At 67.2% G+C, this 12,873-nt stretch carries 12 protein-coding genes and 2 pseudogenes; 8 read left to right on the top strand and 6 right to left on the bottom strand.

All coding sequences use genetic code 11. The features are described from left to right. Positions 1-17: 17 nt before the first annotated feature. Positions 18-734: an MBL fold metallo-hydrolase gene (locus tag DP939_RS18425; protein ID WP_113981959.1), complete on the top strand. Its 717-nt coding sequence runs from the start codon at positions 18-20 to the stop codon at positions 732-734. 20 nt (positions 735-754) lie between these two features. Here the strand turns inward: DP939_RS18425 and DP939_RS18420 are convergent, their stop codons facing one another. Next, a complete protein-coding gene (locus DP939_RS18420; protein ID WP_199565251.1) occupies positions 755-928 on the bottom strand; it encodes a type 2 periplasmic-binding domain-containing protein in 174 nt (57 codons plus the stop codon). Between DP939_RS18420 and DP939_RS18415 the strand changes: the two genes are divergently transcribed. Then, positions 858-1,265 carry a cytochrome d ubiquinol oxidase subunit II gene (locus DP939_RS18415; RefSeq protein WP_113981958.1) on the top strand — a complete coding sequence of 136 codons (408 nt, stop codon included), beginning with the start codon at positions 858-860 and terminating at the stop codon, positions 1,263-1,265. The two genes, DP939_RS18420 and DP939_RS18415, sit on opposite strands and share 71 nt — an antisense overlap. A gap of 6 nt (positions 1,266-1,271) precedes the next feature. On the opposite strand, the gene DP939_RS18410 is transcribed toward DP939_RS18415, so the two are convergent. After that, a complete protein-coding gene (locus tag DP939_RS18410; protein ID WP_199565250.1) occupies positions 1,272-1,829 on the bottom strand; it encodes a redoxin domain-containing protein in 558 nt (185 codons plus the stop codon). Positions 1,830-2,189: 360 nt separating this feature from the next. Between DP939_RS18410 and DP939_RS18405 the strand changes: the two genes are divergently transcribed. Then, positions 2,190-3,656: a catalase gene (locus DP939_RS18405; protein WP_113982194.1), complete on the top strand. Its 1,467-nt coding sequence runs from the start codon at positions 2,190-2,192 to the stop codon at positions 3,654-3,656. 68 nt (positions 3,657-3,724) lie between these two features. On the opposite strand, the gene DP939_RS18400 is transcribed toward DP939_RS18405, so the two are convergent. Further along, positions 3,725-4,348, bottom strand: coding sequence for a MarR family winged helix-turn-helix transcriptional regulator (locus tag DP939_RS18400; protein WP_113981957.1), 624 nt, complete (start codon positions 4,346-4,348; stop codon positions 3,725-3,727). Between the two features lie 187 nt (positions 4,349-4,535). Between DP939_RS18400 and DP939_RS18395 the strand changes: the two genes are divergently transcribed. The 3 genes and pseudogenes from DP939_RS18395 (at position 4,536) to DP939_RS47870 (ending at position 9,027) form a co-directional block, all read left to right on the top strand. Further along, positions 4,536-5,438, top strand: a complete 903-nt coding sequence (locus tag DP939_RS18395; protein WP_318656291.1) for a RecB family exonuclease — start codon at positions 4,536-4,538, stop codon at positions 5,436-5,438. A gap of 925 nt (positions 5,439-6,363) precedes the next feature. Then, positions 6,364-7,440: a hypothetical protein gene (locus DP939_RS45465; RefSeq protein WP_147268037.1), complete on the top strand. Its 1,077-nt coding sequence runs from the start codon at positions 6,364-6,366 to the stop codon at positions 7,438-7,440. A gap of 936 nt (positions 7,441-8,376) precedes the next feature. Then, positions 8,377-9,027 (top strand): annotated as a pseudogene (locus tag DP939_RS47870) (recombinase family protein). 517 nt (positions 9,028-9,544) lie between these two features. Here DP939_RS47870 and DP939_RS18385 read toward each other — a convergent pair. Then, positions 9,545-10,804: an MFS transporter gene (locus tag DP939_RS18385; RefSeq protein ID WP_113981956.1), complete on the bottom strand. Its 1,260-nt coding sequence runs from the start codon at positions 10,802-10,804 to the stop codon at positions 9,545-9,547. Between the two features lie 78 nt (positions 10,805-10,882). Between DP939_RS18385 and DP939_RS18380 the strand changes: the two genes are divergently transcribed. Beyond that, positions 10,883-11,254: a MerR family transcriptional regulator gene (locus tag DP939_RS18380; protein WP_113981955.1), complete on the top strand. Its 372-nt coding sequence runs from the start codon at positions 10,883-10,885 to the stop codon at positions 11,252-11,254. Here the strand turns inward: DP939_RS18380 and DP939_RS49305 are convergent. Then, positions 11,208-11,348 (bottom strand): NUDIX hydrolase, encoded by a 141-nt coding sequence (locus DP939_RS49305; protein ID WP_404828598.1) that lies wholly within the window; start codon positions 11,346-11,348, stop codon positions 11,208-11,210. The genes DP939_RS18380 and DP939_RS49305 overlap by 47 nt on opposite strands. Between DP939_RS49305 and DP939_RS18375 the strand changes: the two genes are divergently transcribed. Beyond that, entirely contained in the window at positions 11,332-11,556 is a 225-nt protein-coding gene (locus DP939_RS18375; RefSeq protein WP_147268036.1) for a hypothetical protein, read from the top strand. The two genes, DP939_RS49305 and DP939_RS18375, sit on opposite strands and share 17 nt — an antisense overlap. Positions 11,557-11,594: 38 nt before the next feature. On the opposite strand, the pseudogene DP939_RS18365 reads toward DP939_RS18375, so the two are convergent. Beyond that, positions 11,595-12,784, bottom strand: a pseudogene (locus DP939_RS18365) (Tn3 family transposase). Between the last annotated feature and the right edge of the window lie 89 nt (positions 12,785-12,873).

Raw genomic sequence — 12,873 nt, 5'->3', positions numbered from 1 at the left:
GGGATAGGGTCTCCCCCGTGACAGCGCGTATCGAGAAAGTGGTGACCGAAGGCGTCGTCGACGTCGATGGTGTCGAGCACAAGGTGGCGAACAACACCTACATCCTGGGTGACGACGACGAGGTCATCGTCATCGATCCCGCGCGCGACGCGGAGAAGATCATGGAGCAGGTGGGCGAGCGCGACGTGCTCGCCGTCGTGTGCACCCACGGGCTCGCCGACCACGTCGGCGCGGCCATCGAGGTGGCGTCCCGCGACGAGGCGGTGGTCGCCCTGCATCCGAAGGACCGCAGGCTGTGGCGGGAGACCTGGACGGAGACCTGGCCCGACATCGACATGGAGGACGAGGGCCTGTTCGGCGTGGCCGACGTCCGCCTGGAGGTCATCGCCACTCCGGGCATCACCCAGGGCGGCGTGTCGCTGCTGTGCGAGGAACTGGGCGCGGTCTTCACCGGCAAGACCCTCCAGGCCGACGGGCCGGGCAGGCTGGGCGGTGAATACCCGGCGCTGGCCGACCAGCTCACCGCGATCGGCGAGCGGCTGTTCACCCTGCCGCACGCCACGCGGGTCCTGCCGGCGCACGGCGAGGAGACCACGATCGGCGACCAGGAGCGTCACTTCGACGACTGGATCTCCGGCTCGCTGACCGCCCAGGACGCCCCACCGGCCGCCGAGTCGCCGCTGCCCGACGGCACGTCCGTCTCCGGCATCCGCCTCAACCTCGGCGACGACTGACCGGGTCCTGATCCGGAAGGTCAGTCCGCGCTCGCGAAAGTGCGGAAGTGGTCCGCGGCGAAGTCGCGAAAGCGACCGGCCGCCGCGGACAGATAGGCGTCGCGCCGCCACACCATGCGAAGCATGCGCCGGGCCTCGGGCGTGTCCAGGCGCACCCAGGCGACCGGCGCGTGCGGAGCGGCCCGCAGCGACACCGCCGGGACCAGCCCGACCCCCAGGCCCGCCGTACCGGCCATTGGCAGGGGCAGGACCGGTACGGCCTTCGCGGCGACCGCGACGGCCGCCGCGCTGCCGGTCCTCGTGCTCGCCGCCGCCCCGCACCCCTACGTGCTGACCTCCACGGTGGACCCGCGACACGGCATGACCATGGCCCAGGCGGTGGCGGACGAGGCGACGCTGTGGCCGCTGACCGCGTTCGCCGTCGTGGTGGTCCCGCTCATGCTCGCGTACCAGATCTGGACCTGGCGGTCCTACCGCGGCCGGGTGGACGCGAACGACGCGCCCGTACCGCTCACGCTCGAAGGGCGCTGACGGCCCTCACCCGCACTCGCCGTCCGCCGGGCAGGCGGAGGACGGCACGGACACCGGCCGGGACTCCGTCTCCCGGTCGTCCGCGTCGAGCAGCCGGGTGACCGCCGCGGCCAGGGTCATGTCGTCCACCACGCCGAACTGGTGCCCACGCAGGTTGCCCTCGCGGTCGATGAGCACGGTGGACGGGGTGCCGCGCATCCGGTACCGGCCGAAGGTGACCGGCGTCGGGTCATCGGCGTTGTGCGCGTCGACCCCGACCGGGAAGCCGATCCGGTACTCGTACAGGAACGCCTTGAGGCTGGGCGGGGTCATGGCCTCGTGGTGCTCGAACACGCTGTGCAGGCCGATCACGGCGAGCTCGTCGCCGAAGGTCTGGTTCAGCCGGGCGACCTGGGGCAGGCCGTGGGCCACGCACCCCGGGCAGAGCATCTGGAACGCCTCCAGCACCACCACCCGGCCGCGCAGCGCGGCGAGGTCCAGCGGGTCGCTGTTGAACCATTGGGTTGTCGTCCACGGTGGCGCCGCGGTGACGGGGGTGGACGGAGGAGAGGCGACGATCGACACGGTTGCTCCTTAGCGCTTGTTGTGCCGTCTCCGGAGGACATGCCACACTATAGCTAGGAGTCCTACCTACTTTCGATAGTGCAACCATCGGCTCAGATGATCCGGAAATTCGAACCGCTTACCGAGGATGACCGCCTCATCGCGCGCCGTGGCCGCGCGATGGGTCACCGGCCTCGAATGCGCGCGCGGTTCAGGGGGCTGCATGCGGTCCGCGTGCTCGCCGGGCTACCGTAGCGACCAGGCCGATGTGACGTGCCGGAGGTTGCCCGGCACGGCACTCCGGCCCCGCGATCGCCGTCAGACCCGCAAGATCCAAAAGATCAACGAGATTCGACGAATTCGACGAGTGAAAGAGTGACGATGACGTTCGAGGACAATACCGAACCTCTGACCACGGCAGCAGGGGCTCCGGTCGCCGACAACCAGAACAGCCTGACCGCCGGGCCGCGCGGGCCGGTGCTGCTCCAGGACCTCTGGTTGCTGGAGAAGCTCGCCCACTTCGATCGCGAGGTCATCCCGGAACGGCGTATGCACGCCAAGGGCTCCGGCGCCTTCGGCCGCTTCACCGTGACCCACGACATCACCCACTACACCAGCGCCGCGCTGTTCGCCCAGGTCGGCAACACGTGCGAGACGTTCACGCGGTTCTCCACCGTGGCCGGTGAGCGTGGCGCCGCCGACGCCGAGCGCGACATCCGCGGCTTCGCCACCCGGTTCTATACCACCCAGGGCAACTGGGACCTGGTGGGCAACAACACGCCAGTCTTCTTTTTCCGCGACCCGCTGAAGTTCCCCGACCTGAACCGCGCCGTCAAGCGCGACCCCAGGACGAACATGCGCGACCCGGAGAACAACTGGGGCTTTTGGACCAACCTCCCGGAGACCCTGCTCCAGGTCACGATCATCATGAGCGACCGTGGCATTCCGAAGTCCTACCGTCACATGCACGGCTTCGGCTCGCACACCTTCAGCATGATCAACGCCGCGGGCGAGCGTAACTGGGTGAAGTTCCACTGGCGCACCCAGCAGGGCATCGAGAACCTCACCGACGCCGAGGCCGGCGCGCTCATCGGCGACGACCGCGAGTCGCACCAGCGCGACCTGTACGAGGCCATCGAGGGCGGCGACTTCCCCAAGTGGAAGCTGTACATCCAGGTCATGCCGGAGGCCGACGCCGCGACGTACCGGTTCCACCCCTTCGACCTCACCAAGGTCTGGAGCAAGGCCGACTACCCGCTCATCGAGGTCGGCGAGCTGGAGCTGAACCGCAACCCGGAGAACTACTTCGCCGACGTCGAGCAGGCGGCGTTCACCCCGGCCAACGTCGTTCCCGGCATCTCCTTCAGCCCCGACCGGATGCTGCAGGGCCGGTTGTTCTCCTACGGTGACGCCGCCCGCTACCGGGTCGGTGTCAACCACCACCAGATCCCGGTGAACTACCCGCGGGCCGCGGGCCTGGTCAACACCTACCACCGCGACGGCACCATGCGCGTGGACGGCAACCAGGGCAGCGTCCCCGGCATCGAGCCGAACAACTTCGGCCGGTGGCGCGAGCAGCCCGCCTACGCCGAGCCGGCGCAGGCCCTGGCCGGAGCCGCCGACCGGTACGACTTCCGGGCCGACGACGACAACTACTTCCAGCAGCCCGGTGACCTGTTCCGGCTGATGAACGGCGACCAGCGTCAGGCGCTGTTCGACAACACCGCGCGGGCCATCAAGGGCGCCCGCAAGGAGACCGTCGAGCGGCACATCGCCAACTGCACCCAGGCCGACCCCGAGTACGGGGCGGGCGTGCGCAAGGCGTGCGAGGCGCTCGGCGCGATCTGATCGACGGCGACCCCGGCGGCCCGGTTTCAACCGTGCTGTCGGGGTCGTTTGCTTTTGAGGGGGAACGCTCAGGCGCTTGCGGTTGCCGGGCGGTGCTCGGGGCAGTCGGTCTGCAGGTCGGTCAGCGCCAGCGGCGCCTTGAGCAGATGACAGTGATGCGGCGCGGCCGGGTCGGTGTGCTCGTCACGGCCGAAGAAACGGCAGGTGGTGCACATCCGCGCGACGCTCACCACGCCCCGGCGCTGAAGGTCGCCGATCACGTGCAGCAGGGTGTGCAGCGCCGCCGCGCGATCGCCGACCGGCAGCGCGGCCAGCGCGGCCAGCAGCGGCCCGTCCCAAGGCGCCAGCTCGCCCGCGACCGCCTCGCCCTCCTCGGTCAGGCTCAGCACCCGGCGGCGGCCGTCGAGCCCCGGTGAACGCGACACCAGCCCCTTGCGCTCCAGCGCCGTGACGGCGTCGGACATCGTCGGCGTCGTGACATCGAACTCCGCGGCGAGCGCGGCCACCTCCTTGCGCGCCCCGGACGGCCGGGACAGCGCGAGCACCGCCTGCTGCTGGAGCGGGGTCAGCCCGTGTGCGCGGGCGCTGCGCTGGGCGAGCGAACGCATGCCGTGTCCGAGCCGCTCAAGGGCGTCGGCCAGCCGCCGGTCCAGGTCGGCCGTGCCGCCGGGGTCGGCCACGTGCTCCGTCATGCAACCCGCCTCGAAAGCGTAGGACTCCTAATCAGAACTATGTTACGCGTCATCCCGGGATGTGCCCACCCGGTCATGCTCCGCCGGGGTCGTGTTCGGGCCGATCCTGTCGGTGGCGGCCGGTAACGTGTGGCGGGTAATGATCAGGTCGGGCGGTTCTGGCGGTTCTGGCGGGGGAAGGCGGTCCGTGGTGGAGCAACTGGGGCTCGACGGGATGCCGCGCCGGCTCTACTCCTGCACTCCCTCGCGGCTCAACAGCTGGCTCGACTGCCGGCGTCGCTACCGGTTCACCTACCTCGACCGGCCGTCGCCGCAGAAGGGGCCGCCCTGGGCGCACAACAGCGTGGGGGCCAGCGTCCACAACGCGCTGGCCGCCTGGTGGCGTGAGCCGTACGACCGGCGCACCCCCGCGATGGCCGGGGTGCTGCTGGGCAACGCCTGGATCACCGAGGGGTTCCGCGACCAGGAGCAGTCCACCGCCTGGCGCGACCGCGCCCGGCACATGGTGACCGGCTACACCGCGACCCTCGACCCCGGCCACGACCCGATCGGCGTCGAGCGCACCGTCGCCACCCGCACCGCCGCGATGGCCCTGTCCGGCCGGGTCGACCGCATCGACCAGCGCGGCGACGAGCTGGTCATCGTCGACTACAAGACCGGCCGCCGCCCACTCGACACCGACGACGCGCGTTCCTCACTCGCGCTGGCCGTCTACGCCGTGGCCGCCGCCCGGGTCATGCGCCGCCCGTGCCACCGGGTCGAGCTGCACCACCTGCCGACCGCCTCGATCGTGGAGTGGGAGCACACCGACGAGTCCCTGGCCCGGCACATCGGCCGCGCCGACGAGATCGCCATCGAGGCGTCGGCGGCCGACGAACGCTACCGCGCCTGGGCCGCCACCAAGCCCCGGCCCCGCACCCGGGGCGACGACGCACCCCGCACCCCACCAGAGGTCCCCGCCGAGATCGCCGACCTGTTCCCGGCCACCCCGGGCCCACTGTGCGCCTGGTGCGACTTCCGCCGCCACTGCCCCGAGGGCCAAACCGCCTCCACCCCCCGCCAACCCTGGGACGGCCTGGCCGACGACTGACCCGGCCCCGGCCCTCCACGGCGTCCAGGGGAAGTGACACGGAGATGTGGCTTGCCACCCATGGCCTTCGCTTCGCTCAGCCGCGTACCCCATGGCCATGGCCTTCGCTTCGCTCAGCCGCTTTCCTGCGTGTCGGGCTTCGCCCGACCCCGGTGCCGCGCCGTTCGCCTGCTGATCTTTGAGGGTTGGCGGGGTGAACGGTACGGCACGCCGTGGTGTCCGCCGCTGCGCCGTACGGGGCCGGTCCCTGTGTCCGGTGTTTCGCGTGCGTCGTGGCCGGTCGCCGTTCCCAGCACCGGCCCGAACGCCCCCAGGTTGTCCGATGCTCGCCCGCCATCCCCCTCAGAACCGCGCTCCGCATGGCCTTCGCTTCGCTCAGCCGCTTTCCCGCCTGTCGGGCTTCGCCCGACCTCGCTACCGCGCCGTTCGCCCGCTGGCCTGCGGGAAGGGCTGGACATGGGGGCGATGGGAGCACGGCTTGTTCTCGGCTGTGTGTCATGGGCACGGCGTGCCGTGGTGTTCGCCGCTGCGCCGTACGTGGCTGGTCCCTGTGTCCGGCGTTTCGCGTGCGTCGTGGCCGGTCGTCGTTCTCAGTCGCCATCGCCGCCCATGCGGTGACCACGCATGCCACAGCGAGCGGAGCCATCCCATTGGACGCTGCGATATGGGCTGGCAAGCTGAAGCCCCCGGTCGAGCGTCGCGGATTCCGGCGGGCGCAAGCGGGTTGCAGCAGTTGCCGTCGCCGCTGGGGTGCGGGTGAGGAGGTGATGGTGGGTGGTGTTCGGCTCGCCGGCCAGTATCACTTATCCCATCAACGATGAAGCTGTTCGTCAAACCTCTGCCGTGAAGGGTTGACATCACACAGAGGAAGACGTAACGCTGAAATTGTGCTCATTGAAACGCTTATGGAGGGGGAGTGAGACAGATGCCCACCACGGCAGATCTAAACACATTGGTCGAATCCCTGCGGATCGAGCCCGTAGGATCTACCGTGCTTTATCCCGGCCAGAATCTGCAAGTGAAACTCGCCCCGGATCCGGCGACTCTCAGCGTTTCTGATCTATCTGGCGCTATCCCCGTGGAGGTGCCAGTCAAGCTCAAAGAGATCACTTGGCAGATATTTTTGGACGCCGCATCCGCAAGTGAACTCATTATAGACAAAGACTACGCCGCTCCTTTCGGAGTGAACGCGCCCCATCCCACCTTTGCCTTCGACCCCGATCTATTCTCCCCTTCACTGGACGATCCACCTCCTTCGCCAAAGTCGCCTGCAATAGGGGCAGTGGTGAAGCTGTCCACCCTCCCAGGGGTACTTCCAAATGTGATCGAAAGCGACAAGGTTCGCCTGCCCGTTCGGCTACCGATCCAGGTAATGCCGCTACCGTTCCCAGCCGTGCTTGCCCTCTTCCTCCATACGAACTTCGACCGTGGCGCCGTCCTTCTCGTGGTGCCCGGAGACTCTAGAATCGTCACGGTCGAAAAGCTTACCGATTCTCTCGAAGAGCTGCGGTCCACCCTTTCCGCGCTCAACTCCATCGGCCTCACCAAGTTCTCAGGAATTCTCGGGCCTGTACAGACGGTGCTGACAAAGATCGAATCTCAGCCTCATATCCACATAAGGGTCACGAACCAGATAAGGAATCTCAACCACATTACGCTTATCGATAAATTTTGGGATCTCTTCGGCTGGAGGTCGATCGAGGCGGATGACGAACTCAGCTCTCTTGCGCTGCTGGGAGCCTCACAGAAAGTTGAATTGTTCGAGCTCAAAGGGTGGGCAACCGAGGTAAGCATACCTTGGTTTGTGCCCTTTACGGTTAGGGGTGGAGAATTTACACTGGAAACCAATGCAGACAAGCCGTACTCACTGGTACGCGATCTCAGATCCAAAAATCCGGCCTCCGATCCCAGCGACACTCTCAAGGTGACCGCGCCCCCAAGCGGCGACTTCAACGACTCGCTGTCCTCTCTTAGATTCGTGCCGACCGGCCCGCTATCGTGACTCTCCATCTGTCCCATGTTCTCTTCTGCGGGTCGACGACAGCGTCTCGATCACCGAGGCAGCCCGGACCTTGAGGATCGGCCGATCCACCGCTTACCAAGCCCCTGGCAGGCCGCGCCGCCATCCCCCGATCCGGTCGATTCACGCCCGGCGCCGTCCATCGAGGACGGCCTCGGCCAGCTGGTCGAGGCCGGTCAGCAGTAGCTCGCGCCGGCCGACTCCATCACCCTCGCCGCGAGGATGAGGGTGCCACGCGTTGTATGTCGGGTCGGCCACGTTCGATGCCCAAGACGTCATCGCCCGCGCGGAAGACCCGGACGATGACGAGGACGGGCCATGACGAGAGCGACGACGAGCACCGGCCCGAGCGCCCCCAGGTTGTCCGGTGCTCGCCCGCCGTCCCTTCGAACCGCGCTCCGCATGGCCTTCGCTTCGCTCAGCCGCCTTCCTGCCCGTCGGGCTTCGCCCGACGCCGGTACCGCGCCGTCCGTCCGTTGATCCTGGGGAGGGCTGGGCAAGGGGGCGATGGGAGCACGGCTTGTTCTCGGGTGCGTGTCATGGGTACGGCATGCCGTGGTGTTCGCCGCTGCGCCGTACGGGGCTGGTCCCTGTGTCCGGCGTTTCGCGTGCGTCGTGGCCGGTCGTCGTTCTCAGCACCGGCTCAAACGCCCCCAGGTTGTCCGTTGCGCGCCGCCCGCGTGTCGGCGGCCGAGTCTGGGGCCCTCCACTCGGGTCCGTGACACCACCCGAAAGTAGCTCTGTGTAGTTCCTTTGCTGTGGGTGATGGTTTGGGGAAGCGGGCGGATGCTTGGTCGTGTCGGTTAACGGTCGTCTGTCGACACTGCGGAGCGGGCCCGGCGCACCCGGCCTCTGAGCGTCGGCAACCCGTGTCGGGAAACTACGACGGAAAACCTGTCGGTCGGGCTATTTCGACAGATGTTGATCGGATACGCCCGTGTCTCGACCGCCGACCAGAATCCCGCTCATCAGACCAACGCGTTGATGCGCGCCGGAGTCGCCGAAGCCGACATTTCCACCGACACCGCCAGCGGCGCGAAGGCCTCGCGTCCAGAGTTCGATCTCATTCTCAAGCTGCTCCGCGGCGGCGACACCCTCAAGATCACTCGGCTGGACCGGCTCAGCCGTTCGGTGCTGCACCTGGTCACCCTCGGCGCCGAGCTGCGTGAGCGCGGGGTCGGCCCGCACGTCATCGAGTAGGGCATCGACACCACCACCGTGGAAGGCCGCGCGATGTTCGGGATGCTGTCGGTCCTGGCCGAGCTGCAGCGCGAGCTCATCGTCGCCAACACCCGTGACGGCCTGCCGCCGCGCACGCCCGTGGCCGTAAAGGCGGCCGGCGCCCACGACTGTCCGGTGAGCAGATCGCCCTCGCCCAGGAGCTGTACGACTCCGGCGACAAGACCCGTCCAGAAGGACGACAAGACCGTCCAGAAGATCGCCGACATCTTCGGCGTGCCTCGCACCACCGTGTACGGCCATCTGGACAAGACGACGGTCGGCGCTCGCCCCCGGGCCCGCAAGCCCAGGAACACGAGGACCGCGGCCTCGAAAGAGGGCACCGCGTGATCGCCGTACCCGCGTCATGGCGTGTCAGTGGGTGAACGGGAGGCCGGTGCTTTCGGTGAGGAGGGCGCGTATCTCGCGTTCGGTCTTCTTGAACGCCGTGACGCACGTCCCGGAGCACTCCATCAGTGAACCTTTTTCAACCGGTCGCTTGGACCAGGTCAGGGGCGTCTCCATCAGGCTCGGGCCGGGCCTGATGCCGCGGCAGGACGCCTGGTCAAGCGGATACGGCATCTCGCATACCGCCTCTGACCTGGGAACCTGAGGTTGAAAAAGGTTCAGTCTCCACATGATCGATAGCCCGCTTTTGAACTCGTAATGAATAGGTCGTCGGTTCGATTCCGACAGGCGGCTCCACCTCAAAGCCCCCTTCCGATCATGGAAGGGGGCTTTTGCTAACGGGCTTGCTAAAGGCAGGCTGGACGCCGGCATGACCTCATCCAACAAACCGTGGGACACCGCCGCCGGTCAGCGTTGCAGCTCGCCACAAGGCGGCGGATGCAAGAGGCGACGCCACCGATCACGCCAGCGCGTCGTTTTCGGCTGTCTGGTGTCCCGTGTCCGGTTCAGAGGCGGTCTCGCGTTGGAATGAGCGGCTGGTGAATCCGTGTCGACGTGCGCCGGCGACGATAGCGAGCGCCGGGAGCAGGAGCGCGAGCGTGATCCAGCTCAAGGAGGGGGGTCCCAGCACGTTGAGGGTGATACCACCGATGATCCCGCCTGTGGCGATCGCGATGTTCCAGCATGTGGTGAGGAGTGCTTGTGCGACGTCGCCCGCTGCGCCTGCGGCGTCAGCGATCGCGGTTTGCAGCAGGGTTGAAGCACCGCCGAACGCGAGTCCCCACAGGGCTGCACTGGCGTACACGAGGGCGGGGTTGCCAGAGAAGACGCTCAGGATGAGAGCGGCTGTGGCCAGGAGCGCGCAGGCCAAAATCATGAGCTTGCGCAGGTGCCGGTCGATGAGTGCGCCGGTGAGCCAGATGCTCACGAGCGAGATCAGGCCGAAGGTGAGCAGCACCGAATCGACCTGACCCGCCATGCCGAGCGGAGCCAGGAACGGGGCGATGTAGGTGAAGAGGATGTTGTGTGCGAACACGAACATCAACGTCACGACGAGGATCGGGGCGACTCCGGGCAGACGGAACGTGTGGGCCAGCGGCAGTCGTGCGCCCTTGGATTGGCCGGGGAAGTTCGGAACGGTGGCGATCACCCATACGATCAGTGCGAGAGTGACCAGCGTGATGATCCCGAACGCGAATCGCCATTCGACGGCCTTGGCCAGGAACGCGGCTGCGGGGACCCCGACGGACAGTGCCACGGTCCCGCCCGCCATCGCGATGGCCATGGCCTTGCCGCGCTGGTGTGCGGGAACCATCCTCCGGGCGTAACCGGCAAGGAGCGCCCAGAGCATGCCGCCGACGATGCCGCCGAGGAACCGCGCGGCCAGGGTGAGCGCGAAACTGTCGGAAAAGGCCGTGACCGTGTTGGCGACCGCGAACCCGGAGATCGCGAACAGCAGCAGGTTCTTGCGTCGCCAGCCGATCGTGGCTCTCGTGAGAGGGACCGCCGCGAGAATCGCCCCGATCGCGAAGACCGTGACGCTCTGCCCCGCAGCCGCCTCGCTCACTCCCAGGTCGCGGCTCATCTGCGACAGCATCCCAGCGGGCATCGTCTCCGTCAGGAGCGTGATGAACCCCGTGGCAGCCAGAGCCAGCAGACCCGCGAGCGGGAACCGTGCGTCAACGGCGGAGAGGGGTGGTGATGTATCCGTTCGTGTCATACCCTGATCATCAATGTATGACATTGATGTGAGGGTCAAGTCCGGCTGCATCGGAGCCCGGACACGAAGGGTGTGGGGATGAAGATCGGCGAGCTCTCCCGGCGCACGGACACGCCGGTGCGGATGCTCCGCTACTACGAGGAACAGGGGCTGATCCACTCCGAACGGCTCCCCAACGGGTACCGGAGCTACGAGGACTACGTTGTCGACCGGGTGCGGCAGGTGCGGGGCCTCCTCGAAGTAGGCCTGCCCACCCGGATCATCAAGCAGATCCTTCCCTGCCTGGACGGCTCAAGGGCGATATACCTGCCCTACGTCACCCCAGACATGATTGCGACACTCGAACGCGAACGCGACCGCATGGCAGAGAAGATCGAATGCTTCACGAAAAACCACCGAGCTATCAACGACTACCTCGACGCCGTGAGCCACGAAATCCGAGCTTCCTGATGAGACGCCCCAGTGCGTCTTGAGCCGCCCCGGGCTCGTTGGAGACTCTGATCGCGCATTGCGACGGTGTCTCGCCGATGTCCATCTTTCCCATGGGCAGCGCCCACTGGCAGGCCGCCGGAGAGCATGCCGTCGTCATGGTCAGGTCCGATGGGCGTCAGCCCGCCGAGCAGGCGCTGGAGTTCGCCGGGCGGTTGACCGCGAACGAGCTGTTGAACACCGCGCTGACGAACGCGATCGCCCGTGCGTGGATGGCCGGTTACCGGCAAGGGCGCAGCGACGCCGCCGACCGCCGCAGGTGAGGACTTTCTACCGCGCGGCGGCGCGACGAGGCCGAGATCTACGCCGTGGCGGTGGTCGTCTGCTGCGCGGCCAGGCCGAGGGCCAGGTGCCTGTTCATGTCCAGTTCCAGCCGTCCGTACAGGTTGAGATGGGTCCAGAACAGCGCCGACAAGCCACGCAGATCCTCGGGTGTGAGCCGTGCGCGCAGTTTCGGGTCGTCGTGCAGGATGATTTGGATCAGGTGGGTATTGAGGTAGCCGATCGTGGCCTGGACCAGGTGGAGGGCGAGCGCGGAGACCTCGACGTGCTCACGGTCGTCGCCGGTCAGGTCACCGGCCTTGCCGTAGAAGATGTCCTTGTTCGCCGAGTTCCAGTTCTCCACCACGTTCAGCCCTCGTGAATCTCCCGTCTGAGCTCTTCGTCGGCGAGATGGTCGCAGATGAAGATCGTGCGGATCACGCGCCCCAGCTCCTCGATGGCCTGGTAGGTGGGGTGCTTGGGTCCGCCGCGGGTGAAACGCCGCAGCATCTGGTGCGCCTCGGCGGTCTTCAGGGGCAGCGCGGTGGCGTACTTGACCATCTGGTCGTAGTTGCGGGTGATCAGGTCCCGGTCGATGGCCTTGTTAGACAGCACCTCGTCGAGATGCGGCCAGGTCTCGTCTTCGCCGACGCCCGGCCGGTACAGCCGCGCCGACCCGATGTTCTTGAGCCGGCGCAGCAGGTTGAAGTTCAGCAGGTGCGCGAACGCGAACCCCACGATTGAAGCACCGTGGGCATCTGTGTACTGGCGATCGATCTCCGCGCTGGTCAGGTGCCGGAGCAGGCCCTCGATCATCGAGGCCATCTTGGACGCCGTCGTGCTTGTGACCTGCGAATATATGCAGGCCGATCTCCGTTCGACGTGCCAGTACACCATGATCCCGGGCCCGCCGTATCGCTGGTGCCACTCGGTCATGAAGTTCGCCGGCCAGGATCCGAACGTGCGCGAGTCCGACGCGCACGAGGTGCCCGGCCCCCACAGGCCGGTGCGGCGATTCGATTGGAACCAGGGGCGGCCGTCCCAGGCGAGCTTCGCTGGATTCGCCCTCGTGAGCGCGTTCTCCTTGCGACTGCCGTTCGGGGCGTCATAGTTGCCGGGGAAGACCTTGGCCGAGCCGTCAGGGTTGGCCGGTACGGTGTCGTTCGGCTTGGTGAAGGCCTTGTGGATGTGCCTGGCCACGTCGCCTCGTTCAGCATCAGCCGTCTCCATGACGTAGATCCTTTCCGCCTGATAGAGGACGCAGGCGCCTTTCATCCGCGGGCTGTCCTGGAGGGGAATGTTCGGCAGCCGGCCTCCTG

The sequence above is a fragment of the Spongiactinospora rosea genome (assembly GCF_003315795.1).
Lineage (GTDB): Bacteria > Actinomycetota > Actinomycetes > Streptosporangiales > Streptosporangiaceae > Spongiactinospora > Spongiactinospora rosea.
The sequence above is the reverse complement of the archived record's forward strand: the minus strand, read 5'-3'. Positions and strand labels throughout refer to the sequence as shown.

Excerpts from the sequence above, each read along its gene's own strand:
- DP939_RS18380 (WP_113981955.1), top strand. The coding sequence starts at position 10,883 with ATGAAGATCGGCGAGCTCTCCCGGCGCACGGACACGCCGGTGCGGATG.
- DP939_RS45465 (WP_147268037.1), top strand. The coding sequence starts at position 6,364 with ATGCCCACCACGGCAGATCTAAACACATTGGTCGAATCCCTGCGGATC.
- DP939_RS18415 (WP_113981958.1), top strand. The coding sequence starts at position 858 with ATGCGCCGGGCCTCGGGCGTGTCCAGGCGCACCCAGGCGACCGGCGCG.
- DP939_RS18385 (WP_113981956.1), bottom strand. The coding sequence starts at position 10,804 with ATGACACGAACGGATACATCACCACCCCTCTCCGCCGTTGACGCACGG.
- DP939_RS18400 (WP_113981957.1), bottom strand. The coding sequence starts at position 4,348 with ATGACGGAGCACGTGGCCGACCCCGGCGGCACGGCCGACCTGGACCGG.
- DP939_RS18375 (WP_147268036.1), top strand. The coding sequence starts at position 11,332 with ATGTCCATCTTTCCCATGGGCAGCGCCCACTGGCAGGCCGCCGGAGAG.
- DP939_RS18405 (WP_113982194.1), top strand. The coding sequence starts at position 2,190 with ATGACGTTCGAGGACAATACCGAACCTCTGACCACGGCAGCAGGGGCT.
- DP939_RS49305 (WP_404828598.1), bottom strand. The coding sequence starts at position 11,348 with ATGGGAAAGATGGACATCGGCGAGACACCGTCGCAATGCGCGATCAGA.